Consider the following 25,371-nt stretch of genomic DNA (forward strand, 5'->3'; position numbering starts at 1 on the left):
ACATCTCAACAATGACAGAGCAAGCAGCTGAACGTGTATTAAATGCAACTGATAAAGCAATACCAATACAAGATGATTTAACTGATCGTACGGCCTTGTTAGTTAAACAATGGCAAACTGTGTTAAGTAATCCTTCATTAAAAAGTGAATACAACGCAGTTACTGAGCAAACGGTCAAACATTTGCAACACTTGGATCAAGGGGCAAATGATACGAAAGCTATTCTCCTTGAGATTATGATGGCTCAAGATTTTCAGGATATCACAGGGCAAGTCATTAAGAAAATTACACAGTTAATCAATGAAATGGAAAGGCAGTTATTGCAAGTCTTAGTTGACTTCTCTACTGTCAATATTGAAAATCATCCTAATTTAAATCATCAGCAGACACCAACAGCTCAAGATGTGAGTGAAACTAATATTAATCAGTCTGAAGTTGATGGGCTCTTAGAGAGTCTTGGTTTCTAGGTGTCTCCACATATAAATCAGTAACTCACAGTTACATTTACTGCAGCTAGGGTCATATATTTGCTGATCAATATGTATTCCACAAAATCTGTGGATAACTCTGTGATTACTTGTGGCTATTATATGTAACTCACCAATTTATAAGGCTTTTTTCTAAAAGCTTAATCTTTATGCTATAAATTTATTATATACAAATCAATTACTTATGTTTTTAGTGTTGATTTATATAGGTTTTTTAGACACTAAATAGTAAACATTAGAATAGTGTGAATAAGTCAACCATTTTTTATAAAAAATTAGCTGATTGTTGATGATTTTTTGCTTGAAACTTGTAAATAAATGATTGCATTTTGTATATTTTAAGCGCCTCTCAAGCTTGTTTGTTACAAGTTTCGATTATGTTTTTATGTATCTACCAGCCACATAAAAACATAAAGCCCGATGAATCGGGCTTTATGTTTCATACTATATGGTGATTGAAATAACTGAATTATTTATTCTGAGTTTCCACCATGACAAGAGGCTCATTGCTAGTCTCTGCTTTTTGTTCTTTCTGCCAAGATGCTGGTTTGCGAGCAGTACGTTTTTCAACTTCAACAGGTGCTATGGCTTTGGCCACATCTGTTTTCGTTTCAACCAATTGTAAGCCTGAATCAGTCAGGTCTGCTACTTTCTTTGATTCAGCTTTCGCTTTACGAGGGCGAGCTGGGCGTTTCTTCTCAGTCTTGCTTTCAGAAGCCTCCGTAACGTTTGCATCTGCAGGTGGGCTCTCACTAGCCACAGCATCTTTATTAGTTGATGCTGATTTATTAGTAGTATTTCTTTGTGGTTTAGATTTTTTAGTTTCTTTTCCCACAGATGCAGATTCAGATGCCACAACTTCTGCACTATTCACAGTATTCGCTGATACGCTCACTTGCGCAGTAACTTCTTTTGTTTCTGTCGCTTGAGCGGCTGCTACAGGAGCTTTTTCTGTTACTAAGTTTGCAGGTGCAATGTCAGCTTTAGTTGTTACGTTATTGCTTATTGCTACCACGGTTGGCTCAATACTCTTAGCTACTTTAGTATCTTCAGCCGTGTTTGTTGGTGCAGTAGCGTTGATCTCATCATTTGGTACAAACGTACGGGTGTTGTCGCGTGGAGCATTTTCATCACGGTCACGACGATTGCGGCGGTTATTACGGTTACGGCGGCTGCTGCTGCGTTCACCACGTTGTTCTGTAGAATCATTTGCAGAAACTTCACCTGCATTTGCCTGTGCAACGTTACGCACTGACTCTTGGTTTTTGTTGTCATTACGTTGTTGTTGTGGCTTTGGCTGACGCTGTTCTTGTGGCTTCACCTCAGATTGGCGAGCGTCTTGCGTTTTTTGATCAGCATTTTTTGGCGCTCGCTCTTGGTTTACACTTTTATCGCCACGCTCGTTACGGTTGCGCTCGTTACGGTTGCGATTACGCTCGTTACGGTTGCGGTTGTTGCGAGGATGGTCACGGCGTGCATCACTAGATTTATCAGCAGCTTTTTCAGCTTCTGATTTTTCACCTAAACCAAAGAATTTTTTGATTTTCGCAAATAGTGATACTTTAGGCTCAACTTTCTCAACTGACATCGGTGCTGGTGCAGTTGGTGTAATGCCTTTAACCGCAGCAACAGGTTTTACCGCTTTTGCTTCTTCAGCAGCGTTAGTAATGTAAGTTGTTTCTGAAGGCAGTTCTACCATTTGGTAGCTTGCTTTGCTTGTATCTTCGTTAACGTCATCATGTTTGATACGAATAATGTTGTAATTCGGTGTTTCAAGATGGATGTTTGGAATCAACACAACTTCTACACCCATGCGCTCTTCAATTTTATGGATATCAGCACGTTTTTCATTGAGTAAGAATGTTGCTACTTCAACAGGCAATTGCACTTGAATAATCGCGCTGTTTTCTTTCATCGCATCTTCTTGTGTGATGCGTAAGATATGTAGCGCAGTTGATTCAATACCGCGGATATGTCCAGTGCCGTGGCAACGTGGGCAAGGGATATGGTTAGTTTCACCTAAGCTAGGGCGTAGACGTTGGCGTGATAACTCAAGTAAGCCAAAGCGTGAGATCTTGCCTGTTTGTACACGTGCACGGTCTGCATGTAATGCATCACGTAATGCGTTTTCAACTTCACGTTGATTACGCTGATTCTCCATGTCGATAAAGTCAATGACGACCAAGCCACCTAAGTCACGCAAGCGTAATTGACGAGCTACTTCTTCAGCAGCTTCTATGTTGGTGTTGAATGCGGTATTTTCAATATCACTACCACGGGTTGCACGGCCAGAGTTAACGTCTACAGAAACTAAAGCTTCTGTATGGTCAATCACAATCGCGCCACCTGATGGCAAGCGCACTTCACGTGCAAATGCTGACTCAATTTGGTGTTCAATCTGGAAGCGAGTAAACAATGGAATTTCGTCTTGGTACAACTTAACTCGTGCCACATTGCTTGGCATCACGTGGTTCATAAACTGTACAGCTTGTTCGTGAATGTCTGGTGTGTCGATTAAAATCTCACCAATATCTGAGCTAAAGTAATCACGGATTGCGCGAATTACTAAGCTGCCTTCTTGGTAGATTAAGTATGCACCTGCTTGCATGGCAGAAGCGCCATCAATCGCAGTCCATAACTGTGTGAGGTAGTTTAAATCCCATTGTAACTCTTCTGCGTTGCGTCCAATGCCAGCAGTACGCGCGATGATGCTCATGCCTTTTGGCACATCAAGCTGTGCTAACACGTCACGTAGTTCGTCACGATCTTCGCCTTCGATGCGACGTGACACACCGCCGCCACGTGGGTTATTTGGCATTAACACCAAATAGCGACCAGCTAGCGAAATGAAAGTAGTCAGTGCTGCACCTTTGTTGCCGCGCTCATCTTTATCTACTTGAACGATTAATTCTTGACCTTCTTTTAAAGCGTCCTGAATGCGCGCACGGCCATCAGCACCCTCTTTATAGTAGCTACGCGCTACTTCTTTAAATGGTAAAAAGCCGTGGCGGTCTTGACCGTAATCCACAAATGCTGCTTCTAACGAAGGCTCGATGCGAGTAATCACACCTTTGTAAATATTACTTTTACGTTGTTCTTTACCAGCGTGTTCGATATCTAAATCGATCAGTTTTTGTCCATCTACAATTGCAACGCGTAACTCTTCAGATTGCGTTGCATTAAATAACATGCGTTTCATTGTTTGCTCCTAAGCGTACCAAGGCGGGCAGACACAATGCATAAAGTGATGCAATGCTGAAAAAGCTTATTTTAAAGTGGAAGCGCTGAATTGATACTAACAAAGACACGATGTGTCAGATGAACTAAGCCCTAGTTTTATGATGACTAGAGAGCCTTTAACGATATGCAATGTAACAATGGTGCAAATTAACGAAGTCTTACTGAAAAGACATGGGCGGATAACCGTACTTTAGGTACTACTTTCACCCTACACATATAGATTCATCAATTCGGTCAGTTCGACTACGTCAGATTGAATCGTCTAGTTTTGTTGTTTTGGCAGATATGAATCATGCCAAAACATGTTTATTTATTCGTTAAAGCAAATTTATTGTTAAATTTATGCTTAAATGTGGCCAAGTATTCTGCCAGTTGCAGCTTAAATTCGTTAAAATTCTATCTTTAGTAAATTCTAATTTGTCTCAATTATTTAATGGCTTATGAGCTGATTAAACAATGTGCCAAATTTAACTTTTCACTTTAAGTCGCGCTTTATGTTTATTTGTCTGCGGCGGCTTGAGCGCTAATTTTTACTTACCGCTACTTTATAATGTGGCGAGCGGTGTTAACCAAGTATTTAGTTGTCACTATTATTAACAAACACATCAAGTACAAGTAGTTGTCTTGATTAGATGTATTTATATTCAATAATTGTATTCTTATCAAGAATTTAACTGTGATTTATTTTGTTAAATTCATAAGAATTCGCAGAGTATAAGCTACATCAACCATTTAAGCAAAGCATGAACAATTTAATTACACATGAGCAAGACAATCCAGTCACTACAGTGAGCGAGTCTGCTGCTGCATTTTTAACAGTAGATGAAGCTAGTGAGGGTCAGCGCGTAGATAACTTTCTGACCAAAACATTAAAGGGAGTTCCTAAAAGCCACGTTTACCGCATTTTGCGTAGTGGAGAAGTACGTGTCAATAAAAAGCGTATCAATGCAGATTTTCGCTTAAGTTTGGGTGATGTGGTCAGAGTGCCGCCTACCCGTTCAACCGCTGTTGAGAAAACAGAATCTGCCACGCCCGTGACCTCAAAATTTGAACAAGCCATCGTTTATGAAGATGATGCCATGTTGGTCATTGATAAAGCGGCTGGTTTTGCCGTGCATGGAGGTAGTGGCATTAGTCGTGGCGTGATTGAGCAGCTACGCCTAGAGCGCCCACGCGCTAAGTTTTTGGAGTTGGTGCATCGCTTAGATAGAGAAACATCAGGTGTATTGATGTTAGCTAAAAAGAGAAGCGCATTGGTGGCATTACATGAAGCGATTCGTAATAATCAAACCGATAAGCGCTATTTGATGCTAGTGCAAGGTGAATGGCTGGAGCCGAAAAAGCGTGTTGTGCTGGATTTACAGAAATATGTGCTGCCTAACGGTGAACGCCGTGTGAATGTGGTCACTGACGTTTCAAAAGACAAGTTTGGTGAGCGCCAAACTTCAGAAACCATGTTTAGATTACTTAAGAATATTAACAGCCCTACAGTGGGTAAATTCAGCTTGTTAGAAGCACAACTGGTGACTGGTAGAACACATCAATTGCGCGTACAGCTATCTCATTTGGGCTTTCCGATTGTTGGCGATGATAAGTATGGTGATTTTGCTTTAAATAAAGCGTTAGTCAAGCATGGCCTTAAGCGCATGTTTTTACACTCATCTGTCACTAAGATTCGCCATCCGTTAACCGCTGAGAAATTAGAGCTAATTGCGCCAATGCCTCCAGAGTTAAATAAATTTTTACTAAAGTTAGAGAAAGAGTAATTTGTAATGCCAAAGAAGTTTGATTTAATCGTGTGGGATTGGGATGGTACTTTAGCCGATTCTACAGGGATGATTGTGAATGCTATTTTAAAGGCAGCCGAGCAAGTAGGTTTACCCGTTATTACACGTGAAGCGGCAAGCGGCATTATTGGTCTTGGTCTGCGTGAGGCTATTCATGCCTTATATGGAGATATTCCTGTGACGCAGGCACAGGCGCTAGCTACACAATATAACGCTAATTATTACGCCGAAGAAAGCGAAATTCTCTTGTTTTCTGGCGCTGTTGACACCATTGTTGAGTTAAATAAACGAGGTTTTAAACTGGCAGTTGCAACAGGTAAGGGGCGTAGAGGGCTTAATCTGGCGTTAGAGCATTCAGGTTTAGGTCGGCAGTTTCATGCTACACGTACTGTGGATGAGTGTTTCTCTAAGCCGCACCCACAAATGCTTGATGAGTTAATGGATCATTTAGTTGTACTTCCTGAGCGTACTTTGATGATTGGTGATACCAGTTATGATTTGCAGATGGCTAAAAACGCGGGTGTAAGTGCAATTGGTGTGACGTATGGCGCTCAGTCAGCAGAACATTGGCAGCATTTAAATCCGATTGAACAATTCGATAATTTTTCTGATTTAAGTCAATGGTTGCTAACGCACGCTTAGAAAGTCGGTATTATGCATATTGAGGAAGAGTCGATTGTGATTGAAAGTTCAGCCGTGCAAGAGGGTGGTAAAGGCGTTAGATTTCCACTCACTGAACTGGGTGAGTTTGCAACAGGATTTGTCGTCAGATTCAATCAACAACCTTATGCCTATGTGAATCAATGTGCGCATGTTTCTGTTGAGTTAGACTGGACCGAAGGCGAGTTCTTTACTCCGCAGGGCGATTATTTAATATGCGCCACACATGGTGCGCATTATCGTCCAGACAATGGTTTTTGTGTCATGGGGCCATGTAAAGGTAAAAGCTTAAAACCTATTGAAGTGATTGAACAAAATCAAAAAATCATTATCAATATAGCGTCTATTTCTAAATAAAATAAAACACAGGTAAATTAAAAATGACTGAGCAGAATCAACAAACGGTAGATACCAATGCAGGCGTTAAGCCAATAGCTGCAGATGATGCTACTTGGCAACGTAATGTCATTGAGAAATTAGCAACAGCGGCACTAAGTGAACAAAAAACAGCACGTCGCTGGGGCACCTTTTTCAAAGGGCTGACATTTAGTTACCTTCTCATCTTATTGCTCATGTTGTTTGGTGTGTTTGGTGCTGATAAGAAAAAGTTTGATGCACATACTGCCTTAATTGAAATTAATGGCGTGATTCAAGCGGGTGGTGAAGTCACTGCGGATGCTGTGATGGCGAGTTTGAAAGATGCTTACGAGAGTAAAGGGACAAAAGGGATTATTTTAAGAATCAACAGTCCAGGTGGTAGCCCTGTTCAAGCTGGGATTATCAACGATGAAATCAGACGTCAGAAAAAGCTGCATCCTAAGATTCCTGTATATGCAGTGGTTGAGGATATATGCGCATCGGGAGGATATTATATTGCCGCCGCAGCCGATAAGATTTACGTAGATAAAGCGAGTATTGTTGGATCAATTGGCGTTTTAATGGATGGCTACGGTTTTACTGAGGCTATGAAAAAAGTAGGGGTTGAGCGTAGGCTGATGACCGCTGGTGAAAATAAAGCCATGTTAGATCCGTTCTCGCCAGTCAATCCTCGGCATCAAGAGTTAGCACAAGCAATGCTAGATGAAATTCATGAGCAATTTAAAACAGTGGTACGCCAAGGAAGAGGCGCACGTTTGAAAGAAACGCCAGATACGTTCAGCGGTTTGTTTTGGAGTGGTGAGCAAAGTATCAAAATTGGTTTAGCAGATGCTGTAGGCAGTGCAGATTATGTTGCACGCGAAATCATTAAACAGGAAGAAATTGTAGATTTTACCTACCAAGACGATTTGGCGAGCCGTATTGCCAAACGTATTGGTGCAAGTGTTAGCACGGTAGTCGGTGAGGTAATTTCAAGGCAGCTCGTTGACTCTGGTGAAATTAGATTACGTTAATCAATCACAATGGATTTGAATGCCTCTGGTACGGGAGGGTAGTTTAAATCCATTTTTTTGAGTGTACTGAGCAGTAGTCTGGAAATCAGCAGATTTCGGTTAGTTTTTGAGTCTGCAGGCACTATGTACCAAGGCGAATGTTCGGTCGATGTCGCCTTGATTGCTTGCTCATAGGCGTTGGTGTAGTCTGACCACAGTTTGCGTTCTTCTAAATCACCTGGATTGAATTTCCAAGTTTTATTCGGGTTATCCAAGCGTTCTTGTAGGCGCTTTTTTTGTTCCTGTTTTGAGATATGTAAGAAACACTTAATAACGGTAGTGCCTGTTTCTGTCAGCAGGCGTTCAAAGTCGTTGATTTGCGCATATCTACGTTTGCATTCTGCTTCATCAATCCAATTGTGTACTTTAACGATGAGTACGTCTTCATAATGGCTACGATTAAAAATGACTAGCTCGCCAGCTCTAGGCACCTGTTGATGAACGCGCCATAAGTAATCATGCGCAAGTTCTTCGCTACTAGGTGCTTTGAAACTTGCTAGGCGAATGCCTAGAGGGTCGGTTTCTTTGAATACATGACGCACTGTGCCATCCTTACCGCTAGTGTCCATGCCTTGCAGAATGAGCAGTACTTTTCGTTTACCTTCAGCATGCAAAATATCCTGTAGCGTATTAATCTCGGTTGCCATTGCATAGAGCGCAGCTTCGTTTTCCTCTTTGCTTCCGCTCCGCTCGGTTTTATCTTTAGCGTCAAAATCTTTGAGCGAGAATTTTTTAGGGTTCACACGATATTTATCAAGGTTTTCCATAATGTTCTCGAGTAGTATCCTCAATATGTTGGATGTTTGAACGGGCTTAATTCTGGATAACAAAAAGCCCAACGACATGTGTCACTGGGCTTTTATCATAGCAAATAAAACCAAAATAAAGTCAGCGCTAATCCATTTTTAATGAAATGAATTAGTCGAGATATGTTTAATCTGGCTTAAGGGCTTTAGTGTAGTTAATCAAACCGTTAGTTGAGCTGTCGTAATTACCTACCACTTCATCATTGGTGAGCTGCGGCAAAATTTGTTGAGCAATTTGCTTGCCGTATTCAACGCCCCATTGATCGTAACTATTGATATCCCAAATAATGCCTTGTACGAAAATTTTATGTTCGTATAGGGCAATGAGTTTGCCCAATGTGTTTGGCGTTAGCTTATCAAACAGGATTGATGTAGTAGGGCGATTACCTTCAAATGTTTTGTGCGGTAATAGTTGCTCTAATGCTTCACCAGATAAACCTTGTTTTTCGAGCTCTGCACGCGCTTGCTCGGTTGTCTTACCTAACATCAGCGATTGTGTCTGTGCAAGAAAGTTTGCGAGCAAGATTTTGTGGTGTGCATAACCATTGCTACTTACTTTGTAGTGACTGTGCACTGGAATCAAAAAGTCAGCTGGTACAATTTGCGTACCTTGGTGTATCAGTTGGTAAAACGCATGTTGACCATTAGTACCTGCCTCACCCCAAACTACAGGGCCAGTTTTGTAAGTAACGCGGCTACCATCACGGCAAATAAATTTACCATTACTTTCCATATCTGCTTGTTGCAAATATGCTGGGAAGCGAGATAAACCTTGGTCGTAAGGTAAAATAGCTTGCGAATCTACATGGAAAAAGTTGTTATACCAAACGCCAACTAGCGCCATGATGACAGGCATGTTTTGTTCTAATGGGGCATTTTTAAAATGCTCGTCCATTTCAAAAGCACCTGTGAGTAGGTCTTCAAAATTATCCATGCCTACGTAAAGTGCAATTGATAAACCAATGGCAGACCATAGTGAGTAGCGACCGCCCACCCAATCCCAAAATGCAAACATGTTAGCGGTGTCGATACCGAAATCTTGCACAGCTTTTGCATTGGTAGAAAGTGCCACAAAGTGTTTAGGCACATGTGCTTCATCTTTTGCAGCTTTTAAAAACCATGCACGTGCAGAGTGTGCGTTTGTCATGGTTTCTTGGGTGGTGAATGTTTTTGATGCCACAATGAAAAGCGTTGTTTCTGGATTGCAAACATTCAGTGCGCGCATGAGATGCGCACCATCAATGTTAGACACAAAGTGTACATTTAGATCAGGGCTCGCATATGGTGTTAATGCGTCGCATACCATCACTGGGCCTAGGTCAGAACCGCCAATGCCGATGTTCACAATATCAGTAATGCGTTTGCCTGTATAACCTAGCCAAGTACCATTTCTAACTTTGTCAGAGAATTGGCGCATTTGGGCTAACACAGCGTTGACATCAGGCATGACATCATGCCCATCTACCATGACTGGGGTATTGGCACGGTTGCGCAACGCTGTGTGTAATACAGCTCTGTTTTCGGTGATGTTTATTTTTTCACCAGCAAACATTTTATCGCGCCATTCTTCAATTTTAGCTTCGCGTGCCATTTGGAATAACAATGGTAGCGTTTCGTCCGTAATGCGATGTTTTGAATAATCGAGCAATATGTCGGAAAATTTAAGACTATATTTGCTGAAACGATTTACATCATTGGCGAAAATATCGCGCATATGCAATGATGCTGTTTTTTGTTGATGTTGACAAAGTAATTGCCATACAGGGTGTTTGTTAAGGCTAGCCATTTATTTTTAGTACTTTATTTTCAATAGGTTATTGTATTTTTAAAATTATACCAGCTAATGGTGGCAGGGTGATGACAAGCGACTGGCCATGATGCATCCATGGTATGTTTTCTGTATGCAGACCTGCACCATTCCCCTTGTTACTGCCACCGTAGCAACTTGCATCGCTGTTAAATATTTCCGAGTAAGTACCCGCTTGCGGAATACCAATACGGTATTCATTACGTAACACAGGCGTAAAATTCAGCACTATTATAACAAAACTATTGTCTAGTCCACGTCTTACATAACTGATAATTGATTGTTCTGTGTCGTGACAGTCAATCCATTCAAAACCTTGCACTTCAAAATCTAGCGTATGTAGTGCGTTGACTTCTTTATACATGCGGTTTAGGTCTGAGTGAAGCTGTTGAATGCCTTGATGCCATTGGCTTCCTGCATGGCTGTCATTTAGTAAATGCCAGTCTAAGCTGCTGTTGACGTTCCATTCGCGACCTTGTCCAAATTCATTACCCATAAAGTTGAGCTTTTTACCTGGTGTGGTCATTTGGTAAGTGGCTAATAAACGCAAGTTTGCGAATTTTTGCCAAGAGTCACCTGGCATTTTGTCCAGTAAGGACTTTTTACCATGCACGACTTCATCATGTGAAAACGGCAAAACAAAGTTTTCAGAGTAGGCGTAAAGTTGACCAAAGGTTAGTTTTTCATGGTAGTAACGTCGATGTACAGGGTCATTTTCGATATATGACAACGTGTCATTCATCCAGCCCATATTCCATTTCATGCTAAATCCCAGCCCGCCTAGATAAACAGGGCGAGATACCATTGGCCATGCGGTGGATTCTTCTGCAATCGTTAATACGCCTGCAAAATCTTCACCCACCATCACGTTGAGTTGTTTTAAGAAGTCAATCACATCGAGATTTTCTCTACCACCAAATTTGTTGGGTAGCCATTCACCTGGGTCGCGTGAATAATCTAGATAAAGCATAGAGGCTACTGCATCTACGCGTAAGCCATCGATATGGAACTCTTGAAGCCAGAAGTACGCGTTGCTAATTAAAAAGTTACGGACTTCATTGCGGCCGTAATTGAAAATATAAGTACCCCAGTCTTGGTGTTCACCTAGGCGTGGGTCTTCATGTTCGTATAGTGCTGTGCCATCAAAGCGCGCTAGTGCCCAATCATCTTTAGGGAAGTGTCCTGGTACCCAGTCTAGTATTACACCGATATTGGCTTGATGGAACGCATCGATTAAAAAGCGTAAATCATCAGGTGAGCCGAATCTGTTAGTCACGCCAAAGTAGCCCGTGGTTTGATATCCCCATGATTCATTGAGTGGATGTTCTGAGATAGGGAGTAGCTCAACGTGCGTATAGCCCATTGCTGCTACGTGCGGTACTAGTGTTTTAGCTAACTCTCGATAAGTTAAGAAGTGTCCTTTGTCATTGCGCTGCCATGAGCCTAGGTGCACTTCGTAGCAATTGAACGGTGCGTGTAGCCAATCACGCTTTTTGCGTGATTCTAACCATGCTTTGTCTTCCCACTGATGGCTACTTGTACTGATTTTAGTAGCGGTGCCAGGGCGAGGCTCAAACTCAAAACCGTAAGGATCTGTTTTAACTAAAATGTTACCAGTATGGCGATTTTTAATTTCAAATTTATAGGTATCATTGATGGTTAAATTTGGGATAAAAATATCCCAAACGCCACTAGAGCCATGCGTACGCATTGAGTGTATGCGGCCATCCCAGTTGTTGAAGCTGCCAATGACGCTGACACGTTCAGCATTGGGCGCCCAAACTGCAAAACGCACGCCAGCGACATTATCTTGCGACATACATTGCGCGCCTAGGGTTTTGTACGCGAGTTTTAGGCGGCCTTCACCAAATAGATAAATCTCATCTTGAGTGATACTTGAGCCAAAGCTGTAAGGGTCGTAAGTTTCGTAGGTTTGGCCACCCGTTGTTATTTGGAGTAAACATGGCGCTATAAGTGCTTTTTCGTAAGTGAGTTCAAACAAGCCATCAGAATGTGTTTTTTCTAAATCTACCCATGATTTTCCAACCTTTAATTTAGCGCTAGAAGCAAAAGGTAGAAATGCACGGTAAGCATTAAACTGATGATCATCGATCTGTATTGTGTGCTGTCCTAAGAAGCTGAAAGGGTCGTGATGACGCGCTTCTAAAATACGATGAAGGGCATTAGTGTGAGCTTTAGATGATGCCTGAGTTGATTTAGTTTTTACCAAAATATCACTTCCCTAATCATTTTAAGGTTTTTAGCTTTTATTTGTGTTTTCTGCGCTATATTTAGCTAGATTATAGTGCTTTAAGCTGATTATAATGTAAACGACAGCAGTCGTACGTAAAATAAGCTAGTGAGCCCAGCTAGCGCAACTTAAGTAACTATATAAACTTCAGGAGGGCATCATGTCGCAAACCCGACAAGCAGACCAAAATTCAGATCGTTTTATAAGTACCTTAACCAAAAATACCGTCGCGATGATTTTAGCGGGTGGTCGAGGCAGTCGTCTAAAAAGCTTAACTGACTGGCGTGCAAAGCCTGCAGTACAGTTTGGTGGAAAGTTTAGGATTATTGATTTCCCACTGTCCAATTGCGTTAACTCTGGCATTCGCCGTATTAACGTGGCTACGCAATATAAAGCCCAAAGCCTAATACAACACATTCAACGTGGTTGGGGTTTCTTGCGTGGTGAATTCAATGAATACGTTAACATTATACCAGCCCAGCAGAGGATATCTGAAGAGTGGTATAAAGGTACAGCGGATGCCGTTTACCAAAATATAGATATTTTGCGAGAAGGTGGTGCTGAGTATGTGTTGATCCTTGCTGGTGATCATATCTATAAAATGGATTACGGTAAGATGTTAGCGACACATGTGCGTAGCAATGCTGATATGACGGTTGCATGCATTAATGTGCCATTAGAAGATGCTAAGGGCTTTGGTGTGTTAGCAGTAGATGGTACCGATAGAGTGGTGGAGTTTGCTGAGAAGCCAGCTAACCCAAAACATATGCCTGATGACCCAACCAAAGCTTTTGCGAGCATGGGTATTTACGTGTTCAATGCAAAGTTCTTGTACGAGCAACTGATTCGTGATGCGGGAGATTCTAAATCTAGCCACGATTTTGGTGGCGATATTATTCCGTACATTATTAAGAAATATAAAATTCAGGCACATCGTTTTACCGATAGTTGTGTTGGCGCCCAAAATGGAAACTACTATTGGCGTGATGTTGGCACGATTGATGCATATTGGGAAGCGAACATGGAATTAACTAAAGTGATTCCCGAGCTTAACCTGTACGATAGAGAATGGCCTATATGGACTTATCAAGAACAGTTGCCACCAGCTAAGTTTGTATTTAGAGATGAAGGGCGTACAGGCAAAGCGACTGACTCCCTTGTTTCTGGTGGATGTTTAATTAGTGGCGCTTGTGTTACGAATACAGTGTTATTCTCAGATGTACGTGTACATAGTTACGCCAATATTGATGGGTCTGTCATTCTGCCTAAAGCAACCATTCATCGTCATGTTATTCTTAAAAATGTTGTTGTAGATCGTGGCTGTGTGATTCCTGAGGGAATGCAAATTGGGGTAGACCTAGCCTTGGATGCTGAACGTTTTTATGTGTCAGAAAAAGGCATTGTGTTAGTGACACCAGATATGTTGGGCCAAGATTTGTATCGTGTGGTATAAAAGATTTATTGTTGATTTGTTTTAATTTTTTTGTTGATGGGTCTAAAGATAGCGTTTGTTTACATTAGTTAAGTTTGCTAATGATTCGCTGTGTGATGAAGTGATTGTTGTTTTAATTCTAATTGTTTAAGGTTTCTGCTGAAGTGAATACTGCTCGTCCAAAGTTATATCTGAACCTCTACTGGCACATGCATCAGCCAGATTACCGTGATCTTGCAACGAATGAGTACGTGCTTCCATGGACATATTTACATGCCATTAAAGATTACAGTGACATGGCATATCACCTTGAAGTGAACCCTAAAGCACGCGTGAGTTTTAACTTCGTACCTATTTTGCTAGAGCAGCTAGACGATTATGCTCAGCAATTTAAACAAAATACGATTCGTGACCCACTACTTGGTTTGCTGACAAAAGAGAACCTTGCTGACATCGGTAATGACGAATGTCATTTGATAGTGCAAAGTTGCTTTAAAAGCCATCACGAAAAAATGCTCAGCCCTTTCCCGCATTACCAACGCTTGTTACATATGTATCAGTTGGTAGAGCCGATGATGACCAATGATCAGTTCCACTACCTATCTGCTCAATATAAAGCAGATTTGTTAGTTTGGTATCACTTGGCTTGGTGTGGTGAAAGTTTGCGCCGCACAAACTCAGTGGTACAAGCACTGATGGCGAAAGGTGTGTTGTTTACTTATGAAGAGCGTTTGCAGTTGTATGACGTGATTGCAGAAACTATTTCTGATTTGATACCGCGGTATAAAGCCTTAATGCAAAATGGACAAATTGAGATATCTACTACGCCGTACTATCATCCGATACTCCCTTTACTTTTAGATTTCAAATCCACATTAGATGCCATGCCTGACGCGCCACTGCCTGAAAGCAAAGGGTATGCTGGCGGACAAAGCCGTTCTATTTCGCATATCGTTTCTGCTAAAAAGGCGCATGAGCATTATTTTGGTGCAGAACCGCGTGGTATGTGGCCCGCAGAAGGCGCTGTTTCACATGCGGCACTATCTTTGATGGCTGAACATCATTTAGATTGGGCGGCAACAGGGCAGGGTGTGCTAGCTAACAGCTTATTGAAGTCACAATTAAGTGTAGAAAATAAGCATGACTACCTATATCAGCCTTACCGTATTACCAATGGTAAGAACGATATTTTATGTTTCTTTAGAGATGATCAGTTATCAGACAAAATAGGCTTTGAATACGCGAAAATGCATTCGAATGATGCGGTCAATGATTTTGTTCAAACCTTAGAGCATATTCAAGCTAGCAATAGTCATAGTACATCCAAGATAGTGAGTGTTATTTTAGATGGTGAAAACGCTTGGGAGTATTTTCCATATAATGGATTTTATTTCCTGAGTGAGTTATATGAGGCATTGGCAAATCATCCTGATATTGTCATGACTACTTTTAGTGATATTGTTGATATGTATCAATCTCCGAATGCAGCTAATGAGGGATTATCCGCACCAGTTTTACCACAAGTTGCAGCAGGTAGCTGGGTGTATGGTACTTTCAGCACTTGGATAGGTAGTCAAGATAAAAATTTGGCTTGGGATTTGCTCTGTGCTGCTAAAAAGACATATGACAAAGTGTTAGCCCGAAACTCTTTAAATAAGCAGCAGCTAGAGGCCGTTGAACGCCAATTGGCTATTTGTGAAGGATCAGATTGGTTCTGGTGGTTTGGAGATTACAACTCATCAGACAGTGTTTCCAGTTTTGACCAACTTTATCGCCGTAATTTGATTAACTTATACACACTGCTTGGCGAACCAATTCCCGATGCGCTATATCATAAGATCAGTGCTGGTGGTGGTAACGCAGACAACGCTGGCACAATGAGACGTGGGCAGGAATGATTAGTACTGTCTAAGTTTCAATGCCCTTAATAATTAAGTAGGTATTTATGACGTTACAGACTCACACATCACTTTTAAATCAGCGTCAGGCTGGTGTGTTATTACATATCAGTTCTTTACCAAGTAATTTTTATACGGGTGATCTAGGTGGTGAGTCTTATCGTTTCATAGATTTTTTGCATGAAATAGGCGCTAGCGTTTGGCAGACACTGCCGATTAACGTGCCACATGCGGATAACTCTCCTTACCAATGCTTATCCGCACACGCAGGTAACCCAGACTTTATTAGTTTAGAGTCACTACAGTCTCAAGGACTACTCACAAAGGAAGATTGTACTGGTTTAATTACCAGTAAATTAGCGTTGCTTGATAAGGCTTATATTAACTTCTGCCAACTATCAGAAAACATCCCTGAACATAATAAACTTCATCAAGAATTTGTACGTTTCTCTAAGAAGCAGGCAAGTTGGCTCGATGATTTTTCATTATTTCTGGCTTTGCGACATCATTTTAATGAGGCTGGTTGGAATCATTGGCCTGAGCTTTACAAGAACCGTGATAAGAAAACACTTAAAGAAGCGCGAGTACAGTTAGCACACGAAATTGCAGTGATTAAATTTACACAGTTTGTATTTTTTAGCCAATGGATTGCCCTTAAAAAGTATGCCACTGAAAAAAATGTCGCATTATTTGGTGATATTCCAATTTTTGTCGCCTATGACAGTGCTGATGTGTGGGCGCATTCTGATTTGTTCAAACTTAATGCAGATAAATCCGTGAGTGTAGTGGCGGGTGTGCCACCAGATTACTTTTCTGAAACTGGTCAGCGTTGGGGAAATCCACATTACAACTGGGATGCAATGCAGCGTGATGGCTTTAGTTGGTGGATATCTCGCATGGCGACGCAAAGTGAATTGTTCGATATTGTACGTATTGACCATTTTAGGGGACTAGAGGCGGCATGGGAGATACCTGCAACAGAAGAAACTGCAATTAATGGTGAGTGGGTGTTAGCACCAGGGGATGCATTACTTGCAGCGATCAAGCAAGCGTTGCCTGAAATTAACTTAGTTGCAGAGGATTTAGGCATTATCACAACTGAAGTAGATGCGCTGAGACAAAAATACCACTTACCAGGCATGAAAATTTTGCAGTTTGCGTTTAGCGGTGCAAGTGATAACCCTTATTTACCAGAAAATATTTCAGAAAATAGTGTGGTGTACACAGGGACACATGATAATGATACAACCCTAAGTTGGTATAACTGTTTGGACGATTATCAGCGCGAAAACCTGCATGCGTATTTGACCGCAACTCACGCAGAGGGATACGAACTGAATATGCCGAATGATTTGATTGAGATGGCGTTGGCGAGCAAGGCACTTTTAGCGATTATTCCTATGCAAGATGTTTTACAATTGAATGGCCAGCATCGTATGAATACGCCTGGCACTATCACAGGAAACTGGCATTGGCGATTTAGTTGGCAGCAGTTGGCACAAGCGCAAAAAGACTCGATTCGTATTGCTATTTCGCATACTGGGCGTTAGTAAGGGCGATGCCTATGTTAATTGGGATTGATGTCGGTGGTACAAATCTACGTTTAGGTCTAGTCGATGTTGCAAGCTCAGCTGAGTTAATCAAGCCGCATTTAGTTGAGGAAATACGTTTTCAGGCGGATTTCTCTAGTTTCTGTCAATTACACCAGCATGCACCAGCGCAGGCATGGCAGACAATACTTGAGACTATTGTCAATGCAATTAATAGAGTACGGGACCAATATCCTGAAGTATCTGCTGTTGGTATTGGCTTTCCGGGGTTTATCGATCCCCATACACAAGTGATTTCACAATCGCCCAATTTACCTGGTTTACATCAGGTTGATTTAACTACAGATTTAAGTGCGTTAATCGGCTTGCCAGTAATCACTGAGAACGACGCTCTGGCCGCAGCTTATGGTGAGTATGTGATGCACCCATCTCGACTTAAAAACTTAATCTACATGGGGTTAGGCACTGGGGTTGGTGGTGGTTTGATTTTAAATGGGCGTCCATTTCAAGGGGCGCATGGTGTCGCGATGGAAGTGGGGCATATTATCGTGCATGATGGCGGCAGATTATGCGGCTGTGGGAATCATGGCTGCATGGAGCAATATGCCTCAGCTAGTGGGGTGGCAATCAGCTATTTTGAGGCCACCCAACAACATTGCACCGCTGCTGATATTGCTGGCCGTGCCAAGCTGGGTGATCTAGCAGCAGTTGCTGCATACGCATTGGCAGGTAAGTCACTCGCACAAGCATTAGCACAAGTACTAAAGGTGATTGATGTGACCGATGTTGTACTGGGCGGAGGCATGAGCGCAGCATGGACTTTGATGGCGTCCTCTTTTCAGCAACAGTTAACACACGATTTGATCCCAGCTTTACGCGGCAAGGTGAACCTGCGTATTTCTAATATGGGAGATCAGGCTGGTATTGTCGGTGCAGCAATGTTAGCATCAAGCCTAAATGGATAAAGTTATTTCAGCTTAAACTACTTTATTGTCATTGGGTGTAGGTTCTTGATATTCTACTATTGGAGGTAATATTTGATGATAGAAGTAGGGTCCAACGAACTGAATCAGCAGTTTGATGATAATGCTGATATTCAAAGCGTTTCAGATTACTTATTTTTATTTCAAACCTTTTTTGACACCTCCTTAGATAATATCGCTGTTTATGGACCAGTAGGTCAGCAAGTTTACGCTAATGCTACCTTACTAAATACTTTAAATATAAAGAAGCATGCAGGTGTTGACTATGTTGATCTCAAAGGTCAGCGCGCATTTGAGCATTATTATGAAGCAATTAATCGAACGCTTACTACAGGTGAATCATGTGCTATTTTGCTTAATTTTCAACATGATAGCCTTTCTCGAGTAATTTATGACCTTGTTAATCTCTCCGCAATAAAAAATCAAAAAAACCAAGTCATTGGTGTCATCGCAGTAGGTCGGGATCTCGACTTTTATCAATTGCAGCAAAATCAAAAAATTGAACAACGTGAGCAGTATTTACGTGCATTGATGGATACGTTTCCCTTTATTGTATGGATGAAAGACAAGGCTGGACGCTTTTTAGCAACAAATCATAAGTTTGTAGAGGTGGTTGGCGCTAAGCACTATAAAGATTTAGAAGGTAAAACAGATTTTGACCTATTTCCCACAGGGATGGCGCAAGGCTATGTGAGTGATGATAATGAAATTTTAGAAACTGGCGTGCCTAAAAGTGTGAACGAGCAGATAAAAAGAGCTTCTGGAGAAGTTTACTGGGCAGAAACTTATAAATCACCAGTTGAGCTAGATGGTGAAGTGATTGGTACAGTTGGATTTTCACGCGATATTACCGAAAAACAGTATCTGCAGTCTGAAATCACTAAGCAACATAATGCTTATCAGTCTTTAGTAAAAAACTTACCGACGACAGTTATCCGTTACAACCTTGAGGGTAAACGGATTTTTGTGAACTCACGTTGCCATGAAGCTTATGGTGTAGACGTCCCTTATGAGCTAAACAAAACACCACTTGAGTTGTGGAGCCCCTATATCGTTAATATGACGGGGGAAGCTTTTATGGCTGAGTTAATGGAGGTGATGCAATTTAATGTGCAGAAGACGCTAGAAATTCATAGTGTACATGAAGAAACCTTTGTTGTGCATCAGGTGCGTATCGTGCCTGAACTTGATGAGATGCATCAGGTATGTGGGGCATTAACAATTGCCACAGATATTACCGAAGTAGCTGAGTATAGGCGCAAGATCGAAAATATGGCGTTTCATGATCAGTTGACTGGCTTGCCTAATCGAACATTATTTTCACAAAAGCTATCAGCAGCAATTGATAAGGCTAAAGCAGATAACAGTATGTTTGCTTTGATGATGATTGATTTGGATCAGTTTAAATCAATTAATGACACCATGGGGCACGCCATAGGGGATAAGTTGTTGATTGATGTGGCTAAAAGAGTATCTAATAATATTGAAAAGCATTATGCATGCGCACGGCTTGGCGGTGATGAATTTATTATTCTAGTTGAGCCATTAATGAATCGTGCGCAAGTGGAGCATATGTCAAACACTTTGCTCAATCAGATAATGCAAGTTTATCTGATTGAGGGGGCAGAGTATTTCATTTCAGCGAGCATTGGTATCTCATATTATCCAGATGATAGTGTCGATATGAACGACTTACTCAAATATGCGGACTCAGCCATGTATTACGCAAAGAAAAATGGACGTAATCGGTACCAAGCTTATTCGCCAAATCTGACGGAATCAATACAGCAACGTTTCAATATAGAAACAGAGCTGAGAAGAGCCATTGAAAATAACGAGATTTATTTGGAGTATCAACCGATTGTTGATATTGCGAGTAAGCAAGTGATGGGATTAGAAACACTTTGTCGATGGAATAGTCGTAAATTGGGGGTAGTGTCGCCAATTGTTTTTATTCAAATTGCTGAAGAAACAGGCATGATAGTTGAATTGGGTCACTGGATTATGCGGGAGGCTTTTAGAGCTGCGCGCTTAATCAATACGCAACTTAAGCAGCCAGTATCTGTTTCAGTTAACTTATCAGCCCGCCAATTTTTTGAGATTGACTTCGTCTATCAGGTAGGTCATTTGTTGCAAGAACAACAATGTAACCCTGCTTGGATTAAATTTGAAATCACTGAAAGCTTGTTATTGGAAAGTAACCAGCAGGTGTTAAAGGCTCTGGATGCCTTTAACGATCTTGGTATTAAAATCTCGCTTGATGACTTTGGCACTGGTCAGTCCGCGCTTGCTTATTTGAGTAAATTTCCTATTCATCAAGTGAAAATTGATTATTCTTTTGTTAAAGAAATTGCTAATAATGCCAATAATGCGCTTCTGGTTAAAGCGATTATTGCACTTACTGCTACTTTAAATAAAGAGCTGGTGGCAGAGGGCGTAGAGACGACGGAGCAAGCTGCACTTTTAGCGTCATACAACTGTAAGTATGCTCAAGGTTATTTGTATTCGAAGTCGATTGGCTTGGAGGCTGTTCAAGCGTATTTGCTTTTAGGAGAGGTGTAAACTTTTAGCTGAATTATAAATTAGCGTACTGGAAGCGTTATGATAAATGGCGACCCAGTGCCCAACGCACATGTTCTTGAACAATGTCACTTTCGTGATTAAGTCGTTGCTTGAGTGCGTTGATAATTTCTGGAGTTGTATCTGCGTTACCTAAGCCTACGGCAATATTTCTTAACCATTGTGTATAGCCTATTCTATAAATGGCACTACCTGCCATTTTTAATTTGAACTCGTCTTCTGTCCAATTAAAGCAGTCAATCAGACTAACGTCATCTAAACCATGTTTCACAGCAAAGTCTGGCTCTTTGGTGACTTCTGCAAATTTATTCCATGGGCAATAAAGTTGACAGTCATCGCAACCATATACACGGTTGCCAATTAAAGGGCGATACTCCACTGGAATGCTGCTTTTTAGCTCAATGGTCAGGTATGAGATGCAACGTCTGGCGTCTACCTCGTAAGGCGCGGTAATGGCCAGTGTAGGGCACACTTCTATACATTTGCTACAACTGCCGCAGTGGTTGCTCGCTGGCTCATCAATGGACAGTGGTAAATTAGTGTATATCTCACCTAGGAAGAACCAAGAGCCATTGTTTTTGTCGATGAGTAATGTGTGCTTTCCGCGCCATCCAATGCCCGCTTTTTCAGCCAAAGCAACTTCAAGCACGGGGGCGCTATCAGTAAATACACGGTATTCAAACTGGCTTACGTGGTAATGGTGTAATTCACTTTGAATCTTTTCACATAACTTTTGTAATTTGTTGCGCACGACCTTATGGTAATCACGGCCGAGTGCGTAACGTGAAATAAAAGCTTTTTGATTATTTTGTAAAATTGACTCACTATTTTTAGCCTGAGGTGGCAGGTAATCAAGCCGTGCTGAAATAATGCGTTGAGTATTTGGGATTAATTCATTTGGCCGAGTTCGTTTAACGCCATGTTTTGCCATATAATCCATATCACCATGAAAACCTTTTTCAACCCAATCTTGATGATTAGATTCTGCAGTTTGCAGGTTGGTGTCTGTAATGCCGATTTGATTAAAGCCAAGTTCAAGCCCCCAATTTTTAATGGCATGGCTCAAATCGCTCAAGTTTTTAGTAGAATTGCTCATGGATAATAATTTTACACTTGAATTGGTGGATGAGGCGGCAACACTCGCATTAGGATCTGCTTTAGGCACAGCAATCATGCCTAATCTCACTATTTATTTACATGGCGATCTTGGTGCAGGCAAAACTACTTTAGTTAGAGGCTTACTGCGCGGACTTGGGTTTAGTGGTAAGGTTAAAAGTCCGACGTATACATTAGTTGAGCCTTATGAAAATCTGATGACAAAAAACGGTGTATTAAATCTGTATCATTTTGATTTATATCGATTTAACGATGAGGAAGAGTGGGAGTCTGCTGGTTTCAGAGATTATTTTAATGCAGCAAGTGTTTGCTTAATTGAGTGGCCAGAAAAAGCAGCGCATATATTGCCCACGCCAGATGTTGATATTCACTTTAGGATTAAGCCTTCTGGACGTGATGTGCGCATTGATGGCCATACTTTAACAGCCCAAGCTTTCGTAAAATCTATTAAAGAACTTTGCAACTAATGCCAATCACTCAATACTGTTTCTCAAAATTACTTTCTATCACAATTTTGCTGAGTTGTTTATTGCTCACTGCAACAGCTCAAGCAAATACTGTGACTGCTGTACGTATTTGGCCTGCTGATATTTATACAAGAATTACGATAGAAGCCGAGAAGCCCATTCTTTATAAAATGACGACCTTGAAAGATCCTGAGCGCGTCGTGGTTGATGTTGAAGACATAGATTTAAACGTAGTCATTAAGGCATTGAGTGAGAAGGTTTCAGAAAGCGACCCCTATATTTCTAAAATTAGAGTAGCTAATTTTAAGCCTAAGGTCGTACGTCTAGTAGTAGATTTAAAGTCTGAAGTTAAACCAGCTATATTCACCTTACCACCAGCTGGGGATTATAAACATCGCTTAGTATTAGATATTTATCCCACTAAAGATTCGCTAATGGCGATGCTTGATGAGCGTGATAACCCAGACCAAATCGCTGATGTTTCTGCTACGAATAAAACCGCACAAGTAGTTACCTTGCCACCATCAACTGATGCGCCTGTCACCATTGCTTCTGATGGTAATTCTGCGAATGCCCTGAAAATAGACGAGAATCCCAATGTCACTGGAAACATAGGCAATGTGGGTGAGGCTGCCCAGCCAGCAAGCCAAACGTCAGCTACAGCTGTACCACAGTCAGATATTACCAAAGAAAAATTGGAGAATAAACCATTAACTAAAGGCTTACGCCAAATTACCATTGCGATTGACCCTGGACATGGTGGCGAAGATCCAGGCGCAATCGGTGCTACGGGTAGCCGTGAAAAAGAAATTACTTTGTTAATTGCTAAGAAACTAAAGGCAAAAATCGATGAAGAACCTAATATGCGCGCTGTGCTCACTCGTGATGGTGATTACTTTATACCTTTGCATATGCGTGTTCTTAAGGCCAGGAAATTACAAGCAGATTTATTTATCTCCATTCATGCTGATGCGTTCACTAATCCAGCTGCTCACGGCTCATCTGTATTTGCATTGTCTGAAAAAGGCGCCACAAGCGCGAGCGCACGTTATTTGGCAAACAAAGAAAATCAGTCTGACTTAATAGGGGGCGTGAGCTTAAATGTAAAAGATCCGTTGCTCGCCAGAACTTTATTAGATTTGTCTCAAACTGCAACGATTAACGATAGCTTGAAACTTGGTAAAGTGGTACTAGGTAATATCGGTGAGATTAATAAATTACATAAGAATCATGTAGAGCAGGCTGGTTTTGCAGTTTTAAAATCACCTGATATCCCTTCTATTCTTGTTGAGACTGCATTTATTAGCAACCCTGAAGAGGAGCGTAAGCTTAATGATGGGGCGTATCAAGATAAATTGGTTATGTCGATTTTAACTGGCATCAAAAAATATTTTTCAACCAATCCCGCACTCGCTAGAACAAAAGTTGCGTTGGATTAGTTTAAGCACTAACCTAGATATAACTCTGCGTAAAGAATTAGCACTACTCTAAAAGGGGCGCTATGGAACTCACATTTTTAGGTGCAACAGGCACGGTCACTGGTTCAAAGTATCTGTTAAAAAGTGGCACAAAACATATCTTGATTGATTGTGGTTTGTTTCAAGGGCTCAAACAGTTGCGACTAAAAAACTGGTCTAAGCTGCCTATTAACCCATCAAAAATTGATGCGGTTGTGCTAACGCATGCACATATTGATCACAGCGGTTATTTACCTTTGCTGGTTAAAAATGGGTTCTCTGGTAAGGTCTATTGCAGTGAAGGTACGGCTGATTTGTGCAAAATTATGTTGCCAGATTCCGCGCATTTACAAGAGGAAGAAGCAGAGTACGCAAATCGTCGTGGTTTCTCTAAGCATCATCCTGCGCTACCTTTGTATACCAAAGAGGATGCCGAAAATGCACTCGCGTTGCTAACCCCAATCAGCTTTGAGCAGGATGTGGATTTGGGGGATGGTTTAACACTCAGACTTTCACCCAGTGGTCATATTTTGGGGTCTGCATTCGTACGCATTCATCATCAAAAGACTTCTGTCCTGTTTTCGGGTGATATCGGCCGTGAAAACGATATTTTGATGAAGCCTCCCGTTCGAATCAAGCAAGCAGACTATTTGCTTGTTGAATCTACTTACGGCAATCGTTTGCATCAAAATGATGATCCCAAGGTTAAATTAGCGGCAATTATTAATAAGACGGTGAAGCGCAAGGGCGTGGTTGTCATTCCTGTTTTTGCTGTAGGTAGAGCGCAAGAGTTATTGTATTACATTCACTTATTGAAAACCTCAGGTGCGATTGCAGCAGATATACCGGTCTATTTAAATAGCCCAATGGCTGTAGATGCCACTGAAATTTTTAATCTTTATCATGGTGAGCATCGCTTGAGTGCTGAGCAATGTAGTGCGCTGTTTCATACTGCGCATATGGTCAATAGTATAGAGCAATCTAAAGCGCTTAATGAAGCCAAAGGCCCGATGATTATTTTATCAGCTAGTGGTATGGCTTCTGGAGGGCGGGTTGTGCATCATTTAAAAGCTTTCGCACCTAAACCTAATAACACCATTTTGTTTGTCGGGTTTCAGGCAGCGGGGACCAGAGGTGCTGCGATGTTAGATGGTGCAGAAAGCATTAAAATTCATGGTGAATATATTCCAGTACGCGCCAGTGTTGAGTTGATTTCTAATCTTTCTGCACATGCTGATTACTCGGAAATATTGGATTGGTTAGGTGGTTTTGAAACGCCACCTAAAAAAACTTTCATCGTACATGGAGAGCCTGTCGCCGCGGATTCGATGCGACGCCATATCGAAGAGGAATTGCACTGGCAAGTAGAGGTTCCTGAGTATCTGGAAACGGTGACGCTAGACTAATTAAATGACTATC

General features: G+C 41.4%; 18 protein-coding genes. 13 read left to right on the forward strand and 5 right to left on the reverse strand.

Annotated elements, in window-relative coordinates:
* A partial coding sequence (locus Q7U33_RS01075; protein WP_304857696.1) for a protein phosphatase CheZ occupies positions 1-467 on the forward strand: 467 nt, incomplete at its 5' end.
* Positions 468-957: 490 nt separating this feature from the next.
* On the opposite strand, the gene Q7U33_RS01080 is transcribed toward Q7U33_RS01075, so the two are convergent.
* Positions 958-3,687, reverse strand: coding sequence for an Rne/Rng family ribonuclease (locus Q7U33_RS01080; protein WP_304857698.1), 2,730 nt, complete (start codon positions 3,685-3,687; stop codon positions 958-960).
* Positions 3,688-4,471: 784 nt separating this feature from the next.
* Between Q7U33_RS01080 and Q7U33_RS01085 the strand changes: the two genes are divergently transcribed.
* From Q7U33_RS01085 to Q7U33_RS01100, 4 genes are read left to right on the forward strand one after another with little or no spacing between them, the layout of a single operon-like run.
* The gene (locus tag Q7U33_RS01085) at positions 4,472-5,494 is read left to right on the forward strand and encodes an RluA family pseudouridine synthase (protein ID WP_304857700.1); all 1,023 of its coding nucleotides are present in this window, start codon (positions 4,472-4,474) and stop codon (positions 5,492-5,494) included.
* A gap of 6 nt (positions 5,495-5,500) precedes the next feature.
* On the forward strand, positions 5,501-6,157 hold the full coding sequence (locus Q7U33_RS01090) for an HAD-IIIA family hydrolase (RefSeq protein ID WP_304857702.1): 657 nt from the start codon (positions 5,501-5,503) through the stop codon (positions 6,155-6,157).
* A gap of 12 nt (positions 6,158-6,169) precedes the next feature.
* On the forward strand, positions 6,170-6,532 hold the full coding sequence (locus tag Q7U33_RS01095) for a Rieske 2Fe-2S domain-containing protein (RefSeq protein WP_304857703.1): 363 nt from the start codon (positions 6,170-6,172) through the stop codon (positions 6,530-6,532).
* 23 nt (positions 6,533-6,555) lie between these two features.
* Complete coding sequence (locus Q7U33_RS01100) at positions 6,556-7,566, forward strand: S49 family peptidase (RefSeq protein ID WP_304857704.1); 1,011 nt, start codon at positions 6,556-6,558, stop codon at positions 7,564-7,566.
* Here Q7U33_RS01100 and Q7U33_RS01105 read toward each other — a convergent pair.
* The 3 genes from Q7U33_RS01105 to glgB all read right to left on the reverse strand — a co-directional run bounded on the left by Q7U33_RS01105 (position 7,563) and on the right by glgB (position 12,448).
* Positions 7,563-8,372 carry a polyphosphate kinase 2 family protein gene (locus Q7U33_RS01105; protein WP_304857705.1) on the reverse strand — a complete coding sequence of 270 codons (810 nt, stop codon included), beginning with the start codon at positions 8,370-8,372 and terminating at the stop codon, positions 7,563-7,565. The genes Q7U33_RS01100 and Q7U33_RS01105 overlap by 4 nt on opposite strands.
* A gap of 166 nt (positions 8,373-8,538) precedes the next feature.
* Positions 8,539-10,197, reverse strand: coding sequence for a glucose-6-phosphate isomerase (gene pgi / locus Q7U33_RS01110; protein WP_304857706.1), 1,659 nt, complete (start codon positions 10,195-10,197; stop codon positions 8,539-8,541).
* Between the two features lie 28 nt (positions 10,198-10,225).
* A complete protein-coding gene (gene glgB, locus Q7U33_RS01115) occupies positions 10,226-12,448 on the reverse strand; it encodes a 1,4-alpha-glucan branching protein GlgB (protein ID WP_304857707.1) in 2,223 nt (740 codons plus the stop codon).
* A 181-nt stretch (positions 12,449-12,629) separates the two neighbouring features.
* Here glgB and glgC point away from each other — a divergent pair, with 181 nt between their 5' ends.
* The 5 genes from glgC (at position 12,630) to Q7U33_RS01140 (ending at position 20,894) form a co-directional block, all read left to right on the forward strand.
* Entirely contained in the window at positions 12,630-13,922 is a 1,293-nt protein-coding gene (gene glgC, locus Q7U33_RS01120) for a glucose-1-phosphate adenylyltransferase (RefSeq protein WP_304857708.1), read from the forward strand.
* A 143-nt stretch (positions 13,923-14,065) separates the two neighbouring features.
* Complete coding sequence (locus Q7U33_RS01125) at positions 14,066-15,799, forward strand: glycoside hydrolase family 57 protein (protein ID WP_304857709.1); 1,734 nt, start codon at positions 14,066-14,068, stop codon at positions 15,797-15,799.
* 47 nt (positions 15,800-15,846) lie between these two features.
* Positions 15,847-17,349: a 4-alpha-glucanotransferase gene (gene malQ, locus Q7U33_RS01130; protein WP_304857710.1), complete on the forward strand. Its 1,503-nt coding sequence runs from the start codon at positions 15,847-15,849 to the stop codon at positions 17,347-17,349.
* 8 nt (positions 17,350-17,357) lie between these two features.
* Positions 17,358-18,314, forward strand: a complete 957-nt coding sequence (locus Q7U33_RS01135; protein ID WP_304857711.1) for an ROK family protein — start codon at positions 17,358-17,360, stop codon at positions 18,312-18,314.
* Positions 18,315-18,389: 75 nt separating this feature from the next.
* The gene (locus Q7U33_RS01140) at positions 18,390-20,894 is read left to right on the forward strand and encodes an EAL domain-containing protein (protein ID WP_304857712.1); all 2,505 of its coding nucleotides are present in this window, start codon (positions 18,390-18,392) and stop codon (positions 20,892-20,894) included.
* A 37-nt stretch (positions 20,895-20,931) separates the two neighbouring features.
* Here Q7U33_RS01140 and queG read toward each other — a convergent pair whose 3' ends face one another.
* The gene (gene queG / locus Q7U33_RS01145) at positions 20,932-22,008 is read right to left on the reverse strand and encodes a tRNA epoxyqueuosine(34) reductase QueG (RefSeq protein ID WP_304857713.1); all 1,077 of its coding nucleotides are present in this window, start codon (positions 22,006-22,008) and stop codon (positions 20,932-20,934) included.
* Between queG and tsaE the strand changes: the two genes are divergently transcribed.
* The 3 genes from tsaE to Q7U33_RS01160 all read left to right on the forward strand — a co-directional run bounded on the left by tsaE (position 22,007) and on the right by Q7U33_RS01160 (position 25,358).
* Positions 22,007-22,495, forward strand: coding sequence for a tRNA (adenosine(37)-N6)-threonylcarbamoyltransferase complex ATPase subunit type 1 TsaE (tsaE, locus tag Q7U33_RS01150; protein WP_304857714.1), 489 nt, complete (start codon positions 22,007-22,009; stop codon positions 22,493-22,495). The two genes, queG and tsaE, sit on opposite strands and share 2 nt — an antisense overlap.
* Entirely contained in the window at positions 22,495-23,934 is a 1,440-nt protein-coding gene (locus Q7U33_RS01155) for an N-acetylmuramoyl-L-alanine amidase (RefSeq protein WP_304857715.1), read from the forward strand. The genes tsaE and Q7U33_RS01155 overlap by 1 nt, the downstream gene beginning before the upstream one ends.
* Before the next feature lie 62 nt (positions 23,935-23,996).
* Positions 23,997-25,358 carry an MBL fold metallo-hydrolase RNA specificity domain-containing protein gene (locus Q7U33_RS01160; RefSeq protein WP_304857716.1) on the forward strand — a complete coding sequence of 454 codons (1,362 nt, stop codon included), beginning with the start codon at positions 23,997-23,999 and terminating at the stop codon, positions 25,356-25,358.
* The last annotated feature ends 13 nt before the right edge of the window (positions 25,359-25,371 follow it).

This window comes from Methylotenera sp. (assembly GCF_030653755.1).
Lineage (GTDB): Bacteria > Pseudomonadota > Gammaproteobacteria > Burkholderiales > Methylophilaceae > Methylotenera.

Bases quoted from the DNA above. Each gene is read 5' to 3' on its own strand.
- tsaE (WP_304857714.1), top strand. From the start codon at position 22,007: ATGGATAATAATTTTACACTTGAATTGGTGGATGAGGCGGCAACACTC.
- Q7U33_RS01080 (WP_304857698.1), bottom strand. From the start codon at position 3,687: ATGAAACGCATGTTATTTAATGCAACGCAATCTGAAGAGTTACGCGTT.
- Q7U33_RS01160 (WP_304857716.1), top strand. From the start codon at position 23,997: ATGGAACTCACATTTTTAGGTGCAACAGGCACGGTCACTGGTTCAAAG.
- glgC (WP_304857708.1), top strand. From the start codon at position 12,630: ATGTCGCAAACCCGACAAGCAGACCAAAATTCAGATCGTTTTATAAGT.
- Q7U33_RS01155 (WP_304857715.1), top strand. From the start codon at position 22,495: ATGCCAATCACTCAATACTGTTTCTCAAAATTACTTTCTATCACAATT.
- Q7U33_RS01090 (WP_304857702.1), top strand. From the start codon at position 5,501: ATGCCAAAGAAGTTTGATTTAATCGTGTGGGATTGGGATGGTACTTTA.
- Q7U33_RS01105 (WP_304857705.1), bottom strand. From the start codon at position 8,372: ATGGAAAACCTTGATAAATATCGTGTGAACCCTAAAAAATTCTCGCTC.
- Q7U33_RS01140 (WP_304857712.1), top strand. From the start codon at position 18,390: ATGATAGAAGTAGGGTCCAACGAACTGAATCAGCAGTTTGATGATAAT.
- Q7U33_RS01100 (WP_304857704.1), top strand. From the start codon at position 6,556: ATGACTGAGCAGAATCAACAAACGGTAGATACCAATGCAGGCGTTAAG.
- queG (WP_304857713.1), bottom strand. From the start codon at position 22,008: ATGAGCAATTCTACTAAAAACTTGAGCGATTTGAGCCATGCCATTAAA.
- pgi (WP_304857706.1), bottom strand. From the start codon at position 10,197: ATGGCTAGCCTTAACAAACACCCTGTATGGCAATTACTTTGTCAACAT.
- malQ (WP_304857710.1), top strand. From the start codon at position 15,847: ATGACGTTACAGACTCACACATCACTTTTAAATCAGCGTCAGGCTGGT.
- Q7U33_RS01085 (WP_304857700.1), top strand. From the start codon at position 4,472: ATGAACAATTTAATTACACATGAGCAAGACAATCCAGTCACTACAGTG.
- Q7U33_RS01095 (WP_304857703.1), top strand. From the start codon at position 6,170: ATGCATATTGAGGAAGAGTCGATTGTGATTGAAAGTTCAGCCGTGCAA.
- Q7U33_RS01135 (WP_304857711.1), top strand. From the start codon at position 17,358: ATGCCTATGTTAATTGGGATTGATGTCGGTGGTACAAATCTACGTTTA.